Below are 15,678 nucleotides of genomic sequence, written 5' to 3'. Positions count from 1 at the left end.
GCGCTCGTGGGCGACGATGCGGGCTTCCTGAACGCCTCGCGCATCAAGGGCAGCCACGCGGCGATCAAGACCGGCATGCTGGCCGCCGACGCCGCATTCGAAGCCGTGCAGGCGGGCCGTCAGAGCGACGAACTCACGCAGTACCCCGAAGGTTTCAAGCAGTCGTGGCTCTACACCGAACTGTACAAGGCGCGTAACTTCAAGCAGTGGATGAGCAAGGGCCTGTACCTTGGCACGTTTATGGTCGGCATCGAGCAGAAGCTGCTGGGTGGCAACGTGCCGTGGACGCTGCATCACCAGCATCGCGATCACGAGATGCTGAAACCGGCGTCGCAGTGCAAGCCGATCGAGTATCCGAAACCTGACGGCAAGCTCACGTTCGACCGGCTTTCCTCCGTGTTCATCTCGAACACGAACCACGAGGAAAACCAGCCCGCGCACCTGACACTCAAGGACGCGAACGTGCCCGTGAACGTGAACCTGCGCACCTACGCGGGCCCGGAATCGCGCTTCTGCCCGGCGGCGGTCTACGAGTTCGTGAAGGAAGACGACGGCGGCGATCGCCTCCAGATCAACGCGCAAAACTGCGTGCACTGCAAGACCTGCGACATCAAGGACCCGACGCAGAACATCGTGTGGGTCACGCCGGAAGGCGGCGGCGGTCCGAACTATCCGAACATGTGATGCGGGAAGCGCATGCGCATCGCTCGGCGCGGCGCGCAGGCAAGCCCGGGCGGTTCACGCACGCGCCCTCGCCCACGTGACGAACGCCGCGCCGGCTTCGCGCAGGACGGCTTCGCGCCGCGCCATGTCGAGTCCCGGCGCATCGAAATACGTGGCGACGACCAGCGGCGCGCGGCCCGGCGGCCGCACGATCGCGTAGTCGTTGGTTTCCGCTTCGACGCTCGTGCCGGGCCGGTCGCCCGCGCGCCAGTCCGGCGGCAGGGACGCGCGAATCCGGTTGCGTCCCGGCGTGGACGCGATCATCCAGTCTTCGAGTTGCTGGCGCGGCTGCGCGCCCAGCACATCGCCCAGCAAGATCTTCCTCGCCGATTCGACGATCGCGTGCGGCGTCGTGGTATCGAGTTCGCCGTCGCGCTGGTTCGAAGCGGGCTCATAGCGGTCGGAACGCGTCACGTCGTCGCCGATGTCGCGCATGAAGCGCGTGAGTGCCGCCGGGCCGCCTGCGCCGCGCATCAGCAGGATCGCCGCTGTGTTGTCGCTCACTTCGACCGCGGCCTTGCAAAGCGCGCCAACCGTCATCGCGCCTTGCGCGAGATTCGCCTTCGTCACCGGCGACGTGAAGATGAGGTCGCGCTCCGTATAGCGCACTTCGCGATCGAGCCGCTCATGCCCCGCATCGACGCGCGCGAGGATCTGCGCGGCCAGCATGCCCTTGAACGTGCTGCACATGAGAAAGCGTTCGTCGGCGCGCCAGGCGAGCGTGGCGCCCGAGCCGGTATCGACGGCAAACACGCCGAGCCGCCCGCCACTGCGGCGCTCGATCGCGGCGAATGGCGACTCGGCGGCGAACAGCGCGCGCGACGCGCCGCCCATGCCGAGAAGCAACGGAAATCCGATAGCCAGCTTGCGGCGTTTTCGCGAGATCGTCGCGGCGTTGCTCATCGTTCACCTCGAAATGGTTGTCGGGCGACCGCGTGCAGCGAGCGCGGCCGAGCCGAAACCTTACCAAAATCCCGTCACGGGAAGGGCTCGATTCGAGGTGCTCGAATCTCCACGAAGGAATCGCGCTAACTCGTTGTTACCAAACTCGCAGCACCGTTGCACCTGTGTCAGGACGCGCCGCCTAGACTCCGAACCGTGCACATCAACAACGCACGACCTGTGCGGAGGAGTGACGATATGAAGAAGATGATTCTCGGCGTGGTCCTGGGTGCCGCCACGTTGGCCGCGTCGGCCGCGGCAAGTGCGCATGTGGATGTCGCGTTGGGCATTGGCGTGCCAGTCGCGACGTATGCTCCGGTGCAACCGGTTTATGCCGCCCCGCCGCCTGTGCAATACGGCCCGGCTCCGGTCGCGGTGGACTGGCGCGGCGACGACGACTGGCGCGCGCGCCAATGGCGTGAACAGCAATGGCGCCGGCACGAATGGCGTGAGCACCAGTGGCGCGAGCGCGAGTGGCGTGAGCGGCAGTGGCGCGATCGTGACCGCGGCGGCTATTGAGTCGATGCGGGCGTGTCACGCCGCTACAAGGGGCTAGCCAGCTAGCCCAGGCGATGAACGGCCGCGTCGTTCGCGGCCGTCATCAACCCGCTGTGTGAAGGTATGCCCTCGTTACCTTCGTCACCTTCTTTACGTATCGCTCAACCGTGCGCCGCGACCACGTTCGCGTCGCCCTGCCCGGCTGCCCAGCGCGGCCGCGTGCCGCGCGCGAGAATCGGCAGTCGCACCGAGCAGGCAAGCACACCCGCCACGATGGTGATGACCATCGGCAACGGTGTCGGCGCGGCCTGCGCCGCGAAACACACCGGACCGCTCAACAGCACGCCCAGCAGCGTGATTTGCGTAACGAGGCCGCTGGTCGCGCCGATGCTCTCCGGCGAAGGCGCCACGCTCGGCGTATAAGCCCACATGCCCGTGAGCACGCCGCTTGCGAACAGCAGGAGCCACGAGAGCGCGATCGAAGCCGGCACGCCGAGCGGCAGCGCGTAGATCGCCACGGCGGGCACGCCCGTCACGAGAATCGCGAGGAGGCCGGTACGCACGGGCGGCGCGCCCCAGTCGAGCAGCTTGCCGAACAGCAGGCAGCCGAGCGCGTTCATGGCCATCGCGCCCACGTTCCACATGTTCACCGTCATCGGGTCCGTGCCGTAGTGCGCGTGCAGATACGGCGCGAGCGTCGCGATGATGCCTACGTGCAGGAACGCGTCGCCACCAATCGAAATGCCGAGCAGATACGGCCACGGCGAGCGCAGCACCGCGCCAATGCCGGCCGTGCGCGAAAGCTGACGCGAGCTCTTGTCGCGCGCGGGAATGCTGGCGATGAGCACGAGCGTGGCCAGCACCGTGATCGCGGCATGGCCGATGAAGGCCGTGCGCCAGTTGCCGGTGGCGAACACCAGGCCCGCGGTGAGGAACGGAATGATCATGCTCACGGGCACGAAGGTCGACCAGACCGCGATCGCCATGTTGCGTCGCTTCTCGTCCACCACGCGAATGAGCAGCGTGATGGCCGAAACCGCCATCAGCACATAGCCGAGGCCGCACACGCCGCGACCGATGAGCAGCGCCTGCATGGTGGGCGCGGCGACCACGATCGCGTCGCCCACGATCATGGCGACGCTGCCGGCCACGAGCACCTGCTTGTCGCCGAAGCGGTCGACGAAATAGCCGGCGACGAGCGCGCCGAGCGCCACCATCACCGACGGCAGCGACATGACGAGGCCGATGAGCGAAGGGTCGCGCGGATGGAATTCGGCGGCGATGGCGTCGAGCACGGGTATCGCCCCGCCCACCGTCATGGCGGCGAGCACGCCGAGGCTGTAGATGACCGCGATCCGGAATGCGGACGAACGAGTGAAGCTCATGGGGGTCTCCTGGTGGGTCCTTTTTTGGGTCCTGGGCTCAGAACGCGTGAATCCAGCGCAGATTCATATGGAAGCCTGAAAAGGTGTTGCGCTCCACGACCGGCAGATAGATGTTGGCGAACACGACGTTCTTCGGATTGATGGTCCACATCGCGCCCGGGCCCAGCGAAAGATTCGTGGTGCGCGAACCTGCCATCGGCTGGCCGTTCACGTGGTCGTCGCTCAACTGGCGAAACCAGAAGCCGTTCAGACCCACCGCCACGCTCGGCAGCACCTTGTACGAGGCCGCGAAGTTGACCCAGACCGCCTGCCCCGCGCGAAACGAGTCGACCGGGCCGGGGAAGCCGTCCGAGTTGTTGACGCCGGGGTTGCCGTTCGTGAAGTTGTAGAGGTAATGCAGCCGCATCGAAACTTCGGTCTTCGGCGTGGGCAGGAAAGTCATCGACCAGTACGGGTTGATCGACCAGAAGTTGCTGCCCTGGTTGACGAGTTTCGTCGGGTCATAGGCGCCCGTGGGCGCGATCACGTCGAATTCGAAGCGCTGCACGAAGACCGGGCGGCCCCCGGCGATGACGGGCGCGAACTGCCAGAACGGGCCGAACGTGGTGTCGCCGGCATTCACGCCCGTGTTCGAGGTGAGCGGAACAAAGCTGTTCGCGTCGTCGTGCGCATTCAGATAAACGACCGGTTGCAGCACCGTGAAGCCGAGCGCGCCGCCGAGCAGCTTGAACGGCGAGGTGTAGATGATCTGCGGCAGCCACACGAGCGACTGCGACTGGCCGTTCTTGAAGAGGCCGTTGGGGTCGCCGGTGTTGGTATAGAACTTGTCGTTGTTCTCGTATTGCAGAAGCTGGATCGTGGCCCAGCCCGGGTCGGTGCTGCCAAATGCGTCGTAGAACGTCGTCGCGCCGAGATCGATGCCGGCAGGCTGATAAGTCGAAGCCTGAGCAGCGTGATACGGCAGCGTGCCGCACGCCAGCATGGCCGCGCAACGGATCGCGCGCAGGCAGCCCTTCGCGATGGATTTCGCCTTCATAATGTCTCCACGTGTATTTCTTCTGGTTTTCTTCTGGTCAAAACTGGTCTCGCGCCGCATGCCTGTTCTGCATCACATGCTTAGGTATCCTTTGAAACTGTCCTGCCATCGCGCGTGCACAGCCTCGATTGCGCGACGCTCGCCTCACGCGTTCATTCCTCGCGACGGAAAGACGGGTGAGTTCGATGCAAAAGGAATTTACGCCGCGCCGTGGAAAACCAAGGCGGGATTTCCGTCAAGTGAACACGCGATCCGCAATGGGGAGCGGAAGTAGCCCGGAGCCGCCGAAGGCGAACGGCGGCCCGAAGCAAAGTGTCCGCAGAAAATGGGGCAGATTGTTGATGCGACGGCTGCCGGGTAAATCCCGATCGGCAGCGCAGACCGGCACAGATGCAAAGTGACTAGGAACCGCCGAACTTGCTGTAGTCGAGCTTTAGCAAAGCGAAGTCACCAGATTCGGCTTCGAGTGAAAAGTGGGTATTGTCCTGGTACAAAGGGTTTTGCTTGCTGATAACGATGTGATGGATATTCCACCGCGTAGCCCAAGCGGCAAAGTTAGCGTCGAAGCTCGCCACATTGATCGGCATATAGATGGCACGCCGCCCCGTGAAATAGGTCAGTTCCTCGGCCATGGAAGACCCTAGCAACTCCTCTTTGTCGAGATGCGGCGCAAACTGGACATTTGCCTGAATGTACGCCGCCTCGTCGCTCTTGGTGGAGAGCCGTCCTCGCTGAGTGAACAGGACAAGCGCGCACATGGCCGCTACAGCGATCAACACGTACATGTTGATCGCTGGCAACTTCGCACTGCATGACTCTTCGTCGGCGCGTACGACCACCACATGGAGCAGGAACACAGCGGTATTCACCATGAGAAGCAAAACGGAAATCGAGAAGTAGCGCACGTCGTGAAAAGGTGTAAGCGAGACGGTCGCAACGTTGCAGCAGATCCATAACAGCGAGACGTTGACGAACAGCCGGCTTTCACCTTGCTTCCTGGGGATCCGGTTGCGGAACACAAACAGCAATACTGTCGCGAGCAGCAGTAGCGCGCCACCGTATGGCGTCAGCAGAGTCAAGGCGAGCTTCAGGTTCTCGGTAAGGTACTGGAGTCGCTGACTCAACCACAGGGAAGGGTCTGCCTGAAAAAGCGGTACACCGTCTTTGAAATAGCTGATTTGGGCGCTTCGGGGGAACGTCGAAAAAACGGTTAGCGAATTGTCTGCCACCCACGGTTTGTGAAAGACCTCGATGTTCCGGACAATCCACGGCAACAGCACAGCAAGGAGGCAAAGATACACCAACGCTACGTTCCGCAGCCGGCTCTTCGTCGTAGCGCCAACCACGAGCGGCAACAACAGGCCGAAGATCATGCTATCGAAGCGATTCAGAATCATGAGGCCAGTCAGCACACCAATGCCACAAGCCCGTCCTGCCGTCAGCGGCCGGCCGTCGAGTAAAACGAAGATCCAGACGAACAGCAGCAAACTAAGTGCGATAGTGCGCCCGGCAAGAATTTCATCGTAGATCCCCTCGTTGGTTAGCAAGAACACGACAAAGACGCCGAACAAGACAAAAGAATAGTCGGAGAGCTTCGACGCCTTGACGTACCACGCGTAGAGCAGGCCGAGCAGCACCACGAAATTGAGGTAGAGCGCCGAACTAACGCCCGCTTTCAGGACGAGATCGGCGCCGGCCCCGAGCAGCGCGAACAAAGGGGGAAAACCCGTGGAAGGCAGATAGACCGTCGGTGTCGCGTAGAGATCGCGAATCGCAATCGATGCAAAGCCCTTCCCGTGAATGAGGTTCTGTCCCAGCATGAGCAACGCGTACGAGTCTGGCGAATAACGCGCACCGATTTCGTGCCAACTGAATCCGAAAAACAGAATCCACGAAATAAAAAGTATCATCCCAGCGGACAGATTGTTCATTCTCTTCATCTATCTTAACCTTTTCATTGTTATAGGATGGGCGCACGGTTAATAGCGAATTACATGCACTCCGCGTCATTCACTTTACTCAGAATGGCGAATGACTCTAATGGGATATCCGTGCATGGCGCGGCTCCTCCACACGGCAACTGCAAGTATTTGTGCGTGCAAGGCGAACACGCCAGCGACATCGTAACTGGATAGGTTGTCTCTTCGAAGTTGACGCCGAATGGTGACGTCGGACCATAGACAGCAATCGCGCGCGTTGCGCTCAACTGCGCAATGTGAAGCGCTTGCGAATCGACAGTCACGACAAGATCCGCCTGATTAATACTGGCGACGAATTCATCATAATTGGTCGTCTTGACTTCAAGCAGGCCGACTTCGCTTGCTAGCCTCACGAATTCCTCGTACTGGATATCTGCGCTATCCGGAAACACAGCCAACAGTCGCTTGGTGCCGCGATCCGCCAGTGTTTTCGCAATATGCCTCCAGTGCGCGGCGGAAATTCGACGGAGGTTGTCGGTGCTGCTGCACGTAGGCGATAACACAACCGAGCGAATGCCCTGCATGCTGATATTGCGAACAAAGGCATCGCGCAGGATATCGATAGATGTGACGACAACGGGGTTGCTTTGAGGCTCGAAACGGCGGAGCAGTCGAATGACGTCGCCCTTGTGCGTAAAAGTGGGATTGACCAGGTACCGGTCGTAAAGAAAGTAGTCGATATAGGACTTGTTGGCATTGGACAGGCCCGACACCGTTTCCGCGTTCACGGCCGCCGTCAGAAATTTAGCAAACTTCGATTCAGCTTCCAGATTGATGACCTGCTTGTAGGTCCTGCCGTGGAGCTTCCAGAGTGTCTGCAACGCGCTGATGCCCAACGAAACAATGCCCTTATCTTCCAGGACGAGGATATCGCGGCCAATTTCAAATTTCCTGAGCGCCGCAAGATTACCGCGCACGGTGACAATGTCGAAGTCGTCCTCCTGCATCGCATTTTTGATGGCGAGGTAGTTCCCGGCGCCAAGGAACTTGATGACCAGAATGCCTGCCGCCTTCTCCGCACGCCTCTTGAACATGCGCTTCTTGAGCTGTCGCACGCCGACGCTAACCGGCAGCAGGATGAGTCCGACAAGCGCGTCGATCAAGACGAGTTTGTTGTTGTTCACAGGCGAGTCCGGTACGTGGTGTCGTCAGGGTTGAATCACTTAACCGATTCGGTGGATTTTCTCGAATGCGTCAGTCACGATCGAATCCGAGATGGGGCCAGGCTGACGCTGCTTGACAAAGGCCATGCCAAGTCCCATCGCCCCTGGGTTGAACGCCTCCAGCACACCGTTCACGTCCGTTCCATTGATCTTGAGATCGCAATAGTGAATCGAACGGCCGAACCCGGGTGGCGCAACTGCGCCCTTCTGGAAAGCAATCGCTCCATCGCGGATCTCGAAAAGGCCGACATTTTCTTCGCTCATGAATCGCTGTTCGATGCAAGGCGGTACGAACCTCGAGAATTTTATCCGGTCCCAAAGACCTTGCACGCCGGCAAGGTGCAGGAAGGCCCGGCTTGCGGTAAAGCGGATAATAGTCTCAGCACAGGGTTCGAATGTCTCGCTGCACTTGGCGAGATCCAGTTGGTATTTGTGTTCGGAAAGGCTAAACGTATCACCGTCGCGCAGCATGCCGGACCGGAACAGCAGATCCAGCGTTTGTACGACACCTGTACAAAGAATCACACGTCTCGCTCCCAGCGAATAACGCCGCACTGTTGCGCCTTCACATGCAAGCACCGTGACTTCGATGCCATCTTCGGCAAGCGCCAGGCGTTCCGCATAACCGTCTACTACCCGCCCCAGTACGCTGTTCGCGCAGAAGATGCGGCCGTTCGCTGCCTGCAACTGCGCAATCCCGGGCCGATTGGACACCGAGCCGGTCCTGGCGAAACTAAGCGGTTGTGCGTGGATTCCGTTTGTTGCAAGAAACGCTTTTTGCGCCGCAGTCAATGAGTCGAGGTCCACGAATCCGCCCCACAGATTGCTGTTGCCACCCGGCGCGAGAAAATCATGGAGAACACCCTTACCGATAGCCGAACCGAGCGTGCCCATCGAAGGCGCACTGCGCGACGCGAGCTTGGAGATTTCAAGACCGAGCCGCCGCCTTAAGCCCGCCACGGCTAGAGGCGCTTGTGCGCCACAGCCGATTACGACCGCCGCGTCGCCCAGCAACATTTTGGCAATAGCGGCGGAAAATCCCGTGCCGATTACGATGGTCTTATCCACACAGCATCCTAAGAACCCGGTCAGCGAAATTCGTCCGAGGAATAGACAGAAAGCGTGGCTTGAGCTCGGCAACGTCCCAGTTCGGAGTGTTGGCCGACGCGGATTGTGCGAGCGCGACGGCCAAATCGGAGAACGGTACTACCTGCACCATGCGCAGCAACACGGCCAGCTCGAAGATCCAGCGTGAAATGATTCCGCCGTGGACATCCACGTTGCCCTGTTCGTCGAGAATGGTTGGAAATTTGGTCACCCGGACATTGACCGCACGATTCTTTAGCTCGCACGCGAGGCGTGTTTTGGCGTAACGATATCGGGACCACGTTTTACCGACCTTTCCATCCGCGGTCGTTACGTAGATGACCGGCACGTTGCTCCCCGCCATCTTGGTGATCCAGTTGGCAGGCTTGATTACGTTTCTTTCGATACAACTGCTTCCGGAACAAAGATAGGTGCTGTAGTCGTAGCCGCAGACCACGAGGAGATCTGGCTTGGGCCCACTGCAACTGGCCGGATCCAGGGCCCGCCACGAAATGACCCGGATCGTGGATTGTGGAAAAGCCGCATGAGTCGCACGCACGAATTTTTCGCTACGACCGACAACCCAGATATTCAATGGGCTTTCCGTGTTTTTCCTCAACCAGTCCGATTGCATGCTTCATGTCTCTCGTTTTTTGAACGATATAAATCGGCCGTAAAGAAAATTAAAAGTAAAAACCAGAACCAGTTGAATGGCTTTTGCCAATTCCGGGATAGAACCGGCGTTGATCAAGGCGTGCACGATGCTATAACCAATCAGCAATCCAAACAGCGCTTGCGACAGAAAAAAACCCGCATTGCGCAGACTCATGTACTTGAGTCGAAAAGTTACATGACTATGACCGATGAATCCGACCGTGGTTGCGGCAGAAAACGAAACGAGATAATCGACGAAGAGCGGAAGATTCGTGTTTTTGAGCAACAAAATAAACAGGGAAAATTCCACAGTCGCGCAAGCCATGGAAATCACGGCATGCCGCAATACCTGGTGGATGGCATGTTCTCTTTCAAGAATAATCGCCACTTGCCTTTTAATGCAATTTCTCATCAAACGAGAGGCACCTTGAATGATTCGACTACTTTAGAGAAAACGACCCGACCCATAAGCAACCCGAATCTCCGATTGATTTTTAATTCCGCTCGCGTATCCGACGCAAGATTGTCGTTTGTTTTGCCTGGAATTTCCAGCTTTTCGGCCCCCGCGCCTTGCGAGGCGGGGGCATGCGCCAGCAGATTCCGTGCCGGCTCGCAGGAAACAGCCACGGGTAACAGTTCAGTCTGGCACCATTTAAGTCGAGCGGCGTTGGGATCTATGCATATTCACCTCAACTCGCGCCGCAAAATCTTCCCCGTTGCCGTTTTCGGCAATTCGTCGCGAAACTCGACCACGCGCGGGTACTTGTACGCGGCCATGCGGGCCTTGCAGAACGCGATCAACTCCGCGGCGTCCGCCGTCGCGCCCGCGCGCAGACTCACGACGGCCTTCACGGTCTCGCCGCGCCTTGGATCGGGCACGCCCACCACGGCGGCTTCGCGCACGGCGGGATGGCTGTACAGCACGTCCTCGACTTCGCGCGGCCATACCTTGAAACCGGCCGCGTTGATCATGTCCTTCTTGCGATCGACCAGATAGAACCAGCCCGCCTCGTCCATGAAGCCCACGTCGCCCGTGTGGAACCAGCCGTCTCGGAACGCGTTGGCCGTTTCCGCCGCGTTGTTCCAGTAGCCGGGCACGACCATCGGCCCACGGCAGATGATCTCCCCTGTCGCGCCCGGTGCGAGCATCTGGCCCGCCTCGTCCACGATCGCCGCCTGTGCGCCCGGAACCGGCACGCCTATGGCCAGCGCGCCGCTGTGCGGGTCAACCGGCGCCCGCCTGAGCAACGGCACCATATGCGTGGGCGAGTTCGTTTCGGTGAGCCCATAAGCGCCGTGAATGTCGTGGCCGAACTTCGCGCGAAACGCTTCGACCACGCTGGGCGCAATGGGCGCGCCACCCGAATAGATCTTCGTGAGCGTCGCCAGTTTTTCCGGTGCGGCATCGGCGTGATGCAGCAGCGCGATGAACACGGTGATCGCGCCGATCGTGAACTCCGCGCGATGTTCCGCTACGGCGTCGAGCGTCGCGCCGGGATCGAAGCGATGCATGAGGATGAGCGGCGCGCGCGCGATCAATGCCGCGCCGATATGGCCGACCAGTCCGGTAATGTGAAAGAGCGGCGCCACGCCGAGAATCGGACCGCCCTCGCGCAGGCCGACGAAATCGCGGTACGTCTGCGCGTTGAACGCGAAATTGCCGTGCGTGCAGATCGCGCCTTTGGGGCGGCCGCTCGTTCCCGAGGTATAGACGAGCATGGCGGGATCGTCGGCGGTGAAGGTGACAGGTGCGGGCTTGCGACCCTGCGCGGCCCGCGCCGCCCTCAGGAGATCGCGAGCGCCCTCGCCTGCTCCGGCCACATCCCGTTGCGCGACGAACACGCGCGGGTCGTCGCGCGTTTGCATGGCGCGCGCGCCGGTGGTGAGCACGTGTGGCGCGGTCTTGCCGTCAGCCTCGATGTACTCGATCACTTCGCGCACCACGTCGCCTTCGAGCGCGTCGTCGCAGATCAGCACGTGCGTTTGCGAATCGTCGAGCAGCAGCCGCAATTCGCGCGCGCGGTTCATCGGGTTGATCGGCACCATCACCGCGCCCGCTTTCCAGATGCCGAGCAACGCGATCACGAACTGCGGCACGTTCTGCAAATAGAGCGCGACGCGATCGCCGCGTTGCACCTCGTGGTCGTGCAGCACGCAGGCTACGGCGTCGCTCCACGCGTCGAGCGCATGCCAGTCGAGCCTGCCGTCGAAGTAGAGCAGCGCGCTGGCGTGTGGCGCATGCGCGAGCGCCGCCGCGAACATGTCGAGGCCGTTGCTGTATTCCGGCTTCGGGTTCGCGTCGATGCCGGGGTCATATAGCTTGCGCCATGGGTAGCTTTCGTAGGCGTTCACGTTCGTCTCCTCACGCCGCGCGCGCCGGTTCCGAGGGCTGCCCCACCGTGTGGCGCGCCATGAACCAGTAAAAGAGCGCGGCGCACCCGGCGATCACGCCGCCCATCACGAAGGCCAGCGAATAGGATCCCGTGCGGTCGACGATCAAACCCGCCACGACCGGCGAGAATGCGCCGCCGAAATAACCGCCGAAGTTCTGGATCGAACTCACGGAGGCGACCATCGAAGACGGCGCAATGTCGGCCGCGAGCGCCCACGCATTGCCGATGGTGGCCGCGATGCACGCCAGCCCGAGCGTCATCAACGTGACCGTCGCGCCTATCGTGCTCACGAACGGCAGCGCCACCGCGCACACGGCCGCGCCAAGCGAGCCCGCCACGATCAGCATGCGCTTGGCGACCATCGGCGTGGCCACGTGGCGATCGACGAGCTTCTTCGCGACCCAGCCCGCCGCAATCTCGCCCGCCGCGCCACCAAACCACGGAATGCTCGCATAGACGCCAAGTTGTGCGAACGAAATATGGAAGCGATCGAGCAGATAGAGCGGCAGGAACACGAGAAAGAGATTCCACAGCCAGATCGCGCAGAAATAGCCGAAGATCATGCCCCACACGCTGCGCGAGGCGAACAGCGCGCGCCAGCGCATGGGCGCGCTTTTGAGCGAGCGCTCGTGGCCGCCGCCGCCCGCTTCGATATAGGCGAACTCCTCGCGTGTGAGCCGCTTGCTTTGCGCGGGGTTGCGATAGAGAAGCAGAAACAGCACGGCAAAGACGATGCCGATGGCGCCCGTCACGTGAAACAGCGAGCGCCAGCCGAACGCGATCATCAGCGCGACCAGCACGGCGGGCGCGAGCGCGGGCCCCCACTTCGACGACGAATCCCAGATGCCGGTCGCGAAACCACGCTCCTTGGCCGGAAACCAGGCGGCCGTGATCTTCGCGGAGGTCGGCCAGCACGGCGCCTCGCCCACGGCGAGCAGCACGCGCATGACGATGAGCCCCGAGATCGAGCCGACCACGCCCGTGAGCCAGGTCGCCACACTCCACCAGATCATGCCCACCGCATAGGCGCGCTTCGCGCCGAAGCGGTCGATGATCCAGCCCGCCGGCAGTTGCATGACCGCGTAAGTCCATGCGAAAACGGTGCCGAGCAGCCCGATTTGCGTGCGCGTGAGGCCAAGGTCCTGAATCATGCCAGGCGCTGCAATCGCGAGATTCGCGCGATCGAGGTAGTTGATGATGCCGCCGATCAGCAGCCAGATGAGCACGCGCCAGCGGAAGTTCGTGAGCGTGGTCGTGGTGGATGCGCTTGCAACCAGTTTGTCGTCCATCCTGTCTCCTTCCTCGTTGGTCTGCTTTTTTTGCACGCACGAGTGCGTGCCCAGATCGTGGGATGTTTCGCAGCGCGCGGCTTGCCGCGCCGAGGGACATTGTGCGCCGGTTGGCGCGAATGGAAAACGCCGTATCCGCATAAACGCATGACATGGCGACGTGCTTGACAACGAACATGACAGTCGATCGTTCGCACCGGGCCTCTTACCAACCGTTACACAAGCGACGCGATCGTTTCACCTGTAGCGCGGCCGAGTTCCTAGAATTCCTCAGACCGTTGAGCAGCAAAGCACTTCACGCAAGACGGTCCCGCGCAAAGCCGCACTGCCCACGGCGTTGCGCGTGCATTCGATACCAATCACGCAGAAAGGAGTTCACATGACCCGCCTCTCGCTTGCTTCTCTCATCACGGCTTCGGCCGCCAGCCTCTGCGCCGTCACGTTGAGCGCCCATGCGCAAACCCCCGCGCCCGCCGCGGCTTCCGCCACGACCACGGCCACGGCCGGCGCGCACGAGTTGCACGCGGCCGACAAGGCCTTCGTCGCCGACGGCACGCAAACGGTCGCCACGCAGCGCGATGCCGCGCGCATTGCCGACTCGCGCTCGACTGACCGCGAAGTGAAGGCCTTCGCGGAGAAACTGGTCGCCGACTATACGAAGCTTTCGGATTCGATGCGCGCGGCGAGCCCGCGCGGCGTGGACGTGCCGCGCGACGATCCCGACACCGCCGTGCTGGCCGGTGTGAAGGACCTGCGCGGCGCGGACTTCGACAAGGCGTATATCGAGCAGGTTGCGCTGGCCGGTCAGCAGAAAACGCTTTCGGCGTTCCAGGCGGAGATCGCCTCGGGTCGCGACGCGGGCCTCAAGAAGGCCGCGACGGAAGGTCTGCCCGTGATCCAGGCCGACTACGCGAAGGCGCAGGAACTTGCCAAGCGCAAGCACCTGGCAGGCTGATGATGAAGTGATGTCGCAGGGGCCTGGCGTGCAAGCGCGGGCCCTTGCCCCGGGCTACTCGTCCTTCTGTTCGCTCGTCGTCATGGCGAGCCGCTCCATGCGCTTGTCGGGCACGAGCCAGAGCAGCGCGACGATGAAGTAGAAAATCGCGCCAATATGCGGGTAATCGAGCGCCGCGAGCGCGAAGCCCGCGAGATAGAGCACCGGAGAAATCTTGCCCTTCACATCGTTGCCCAACGCGATGGCGAGCGCGCTTTGCGTGCCGTGATAGCGCACGAGCGCGAATTGCAGCACCACATAGGCAACGGCGCACAGCAGCAGGTTGACGCCGTAAAGCGCGGTAGGCCAGCGGCCGAAGTGGTTCTCGCCCATCCAGCCCGTGGTGAACGGCAGGAGCGAAAGCCAGAACAGCAGATGCAGGTTGGCCCACAGCACCGCGCCGTTCACACGCCGCGCCGCGTGCAGCATGTGGTGATGGTTGTTCCAGTAGATCCCCACGTAGATAAAGCTCAGCACATAGCTCAGGTACACCGGCCAGAGCGGCACGAGCTCGGCGAGGTCGTCGCCGTGCGGCACCTTGAGTTCCAGTACCATGATGGTGATGATGATGGCGAGCACGCCGTCGCTGAAGGCTTCGAGTCGGTTTTTTTCCATCTGCCAGGTCGGCTTGCAAGGAGTGTAAGGTCAGCGGCAAGTATCGCCGAAGTCGTGGCGCGACGCCATGCATGCCGGGCGCCTGCGCGTTGCGCCCGGCCGTAGCGGGCGTTCCTGGCCTATGATGTCCAGGAGCGCCGCGCCCGCCCGCACCCGATCATGAGCTCCCGCCCTCCCGCCACGACATCCGTCACGCCCGCAACCGATGACCGCCCTGTGCGCAGCGTACGGGTGTGGGATCTGCCCACGCGGCTTTTTCACTGGCTGACCGTCGTGCTGGTGGCAGCCGCGTACGTCACGCAACGCCTGAACTGGATGCAGACCCACGTGCGCCTGGGCGAGACGCTGCTCGCGCTCGTGCTGTTTCGCATCCTGTGGGGGTGTTTCGGCAGCGAGACCGCGCGCTTCTCGCGCTTCGTCGCCTCGCCGCGCAAGGCGGTCGAGCACCTGCGGCATCTGTTGCGGCGCGAGCCCGACGTGCAGGTGGGCCACAACGCGGCGGGCGGCTGGATGGTCCTCTTGCTGCTGGCGCTGCTGCTCGTCGTCACGCTCACCGGCCTCTACGACAACAACGACATCGCCGACGAAGGCCCGCTCAGCGAAATCGTGCCCGCGAAAATCGCCAATGCGATCGGCAGCCTGCACGCGCTGGGCTGGGACGTGCTCGCGGGCGCGGTCGTGCTGCACGTGTGCGCGATCGCCGTCTATGCGCTCGCGAAAGGCCACAATCTGGTCGGCCCGATGCTCACCGGCAAAAAGCGCCTGCCCGCCTCGGTGCGTGCGCCCGCACGCGGGTCGTTGTGGCTCGCGGCCTTGCTGATGGGCGTATCGGGCGTGGTGGTCGCGCTGCTCGCCGCGTATCTTTGAAGCTTGAAGCGCAAATTCCGCGCAAACCTCGCGCAGCGCGTAAAATCAGCGGCT

15 protein-coding genes are annotated in these 15,678 nt (G+C 61.9%); 4 read left to right on the top strand and 11 right to left on the bottom strand.

Annotated elements, in window-relative coordinates; translation table 11 throughout:
* Positions 1 to 684 (top strand): electron transfer flavoprotein-ubiquinone oxidoreductase (locus C7401_RS33415; RefSeq protein ID WP_181565763.1); only part of this gene is annotated, 684 nt, incomplete at its 5' end.
* 54 nt (positions 685 to 738) lie between these two features.
* On the opposite strand, the gene bla is transcribed toward C7401_RS33415, so the two are convergent.
* On the bottom strand, positions 739 to 1,626 hold the full coding sequence (gene bla / locus C7401_RS33410) for a class A beta-lactamase (RefSeq protein WP_112176007.1): 888 nt from the start codon (positions 1,624 to 1,626) through the stop codon (positions 739 to 741).
* 237 nt (positions 1,627 to 1,863) lie between these two features.
* Between bla and C7401_RS33405 the strand changes: the two genes are divergently transcribed.
* A complete protein-coding gene (locus C7401_RS33405; protein WP_112176005.1) occupies positions 1,864 to 2,184 on the top strand; it encodes a hypothetical protein in 321 nt (106 codons plus the stop codon).
* Positions 2,185 to 2,324: 140 nt separating this feature from the next.
* Here C7401_RS33405 and C7401_RS33400 read toward each other — a convergent pair whose 3' ends face one another.
* From C7401_RS33400 to C7401_RS33360, 9 genes are all read right to left on the bottom strand, one after another.
* Positions 2,325 to 3,548 carry an MFS transporter gene (locus C7401_RS33400; protein WP_112176003.1) on the bottom strand — a complete coding sequence of 408 codons (1,224 nt, stop codon included), beginning with the start codon at positions 3,546 to 3,548 and terminating at the stop codon, positions 2,325 to 2,327.
* 37 nt (positions 3,549 to 3,585) lie between these two features.
* Positions 3,586 to 4,584: a SphA family protein gene (locus tag C7401_RS33395; protein WP_112176001.1), complete on the bottom strand. Its 999-nt coding sequence runs from the start codon at positions 4,582 to 4,584 to the stop codon at positions 3,586 to 3,588.
* A 401-nt stretch (positions 4,585 to 4,985) separates the two neighbouring features.
* Positions 4,986 to 6,515 carry a hypothetical protein gene (locus tag C7401_RS33390; RefSeq protein WP_146758044.1) on the bottom strand — a complete coding sequence of 510 codons (1,530 nt, stop codon included), beginning with the start codon at positions 6,513 to 6,515 and terminating at the stop codon, positions 4,986 to 4,988.
* 59 nt (positions 6,516 to 6,574) lie between these two features.
* Positions 6,575 to 7,687: a glycosyltransferase family 9 protein gene (locus C7401_RS33385; RefSeq protein ID WP_112175997.1), complete on the bottom strand. Its 1,113-nt coding sequence runs from the start codon at positions 7,685 to 7,687 to the stop codon at positions 6,575 to 6,577.
* A gap of 39 nt (positions 7,688 to 7,726) precedes the next feature.
* Positions 7,727 to 8,794 carry a hypothetical protein gene (locus C7401_RS33380; RefSeq protein WP_112175995.1) on the bottom strand — a complete coding sequence of 356 codons (1,068 nt, stop codon included), beginning with the start codon at positions 8,792 to 8,794 and terminating at the stop codon, positions 7,727 to 7,729.
* Positions 8,787 to 9,446: a hypothetical protein gene (locus C7401_RS44620; RefSeq protein ID WP_146758043.1), complete on the bottom strand. Its 660-nt coding sequence runs from the start codon at positions 9,444 to 9,446 to the stop codon at positions 8,787 to 8,789. The genes C7401_RS33380 and C7401_RS44620 overlap by 8 nt, the downstream gene beginning before the upstream one ends.
* 3 nt (positions 9,447 to 9,449) lie before the next feature.
* A complete protein-coding gene (locus tag C7401_RS33370) occupies positions 9,450 to 9,854 on the bottom strand; it encodes a GtrA family protein (protein WP_181565762.1) in 405 nt (134 codons plus the stop codon).
* Between the two features lie 296 nt (positions 9,855 to 10,150).
* Entirely contained in the window at positions 10,151 to 11,818 is a 1,668-nt protein-coding gene (locus tag C7401_RS33365) for a class I adenylate-forming enzyme family protein (protein ID WP_112175989.1), read from the bottom strand.
* 10 nt (positions 11,819 to 11,828) lie between these two features.
* Positions 11,829 to 13,148, bottom strand: coding sequence for an MFS transporter (locus tag C7401_RS33360; protein ID WP_112175987.1), 1,320 nt, complete (start codon positions 13,146 to 13,148; stop codon positions 11,829 to 11,831).
* A 379-nt stretch (positions 13,149 to 13,527) separates the two neighbouring features.
* On the opposite strand from C7401_RS33360, the gene C7401_RS33355 reads away from it, so the two are divergent.
* Positions 13,528 to 14,103, top strand: coding sequence for a DUF4142 domain-containing protein (locus C7401_RS33355; protein WP_112175985.1), 576 nt, complete (start codon positions 13,528 to 13,530; stop codon positions 14,101 to 14,103).
* Between the two features lie 54 nt (positions 14,104 to 14,157).
* Here C7401_RS33355 and C7401_RS33350 read toward each other — a convergent pair whose 3' ends face one another.
* Positions 14,158 to 14,757 carry a TMEM175 family protein gene (locus C7401_RS33350; RefSeq protein ID WP_112175983.1) on the bottom strand — a complete coding sequence of 200 codons (600 nt, stop codon included), beginning with the start codon at positions 14,755 to 14,757 and terminating at the stop codon, positions 14,158 to 14,160.
* A 159-nt stretch (positions 14,758 to 14,916) separates the two neighbouring features.
* Between C7401_RS33350 and C7401_RS33345 the strand changes: the two genes are divergently transcribed.
* The gene (locus tag C7401_RS33345) at positions 14,917 to 15,624 is read left to right on the top strand and encodes a cytochrome b/b6 domain-containing protein (RefSeq protein WP_112175982.1); all 708 of its coding nucleotides are present in this window, start codon (positions 14,917 to 14,919) and stop codon (positions 15,622 to 15,624) included.
* Positions 15,625 to 15,678: the final 54 nt, after the last annotated feature.

This window comes from Paraburkholderia unamae (assembly GCF_003268775.1).
Classification (GTDB): Bacteria; Pseudomonadota; Gammaproteobacteria; order Burkholderiales; family Burkholderiaceae; genus Paraburkholderia; species Paraburkholderia unamae.
This window is presented reverse-complemented; position numbering and strand designations above follow the sequence as displayed.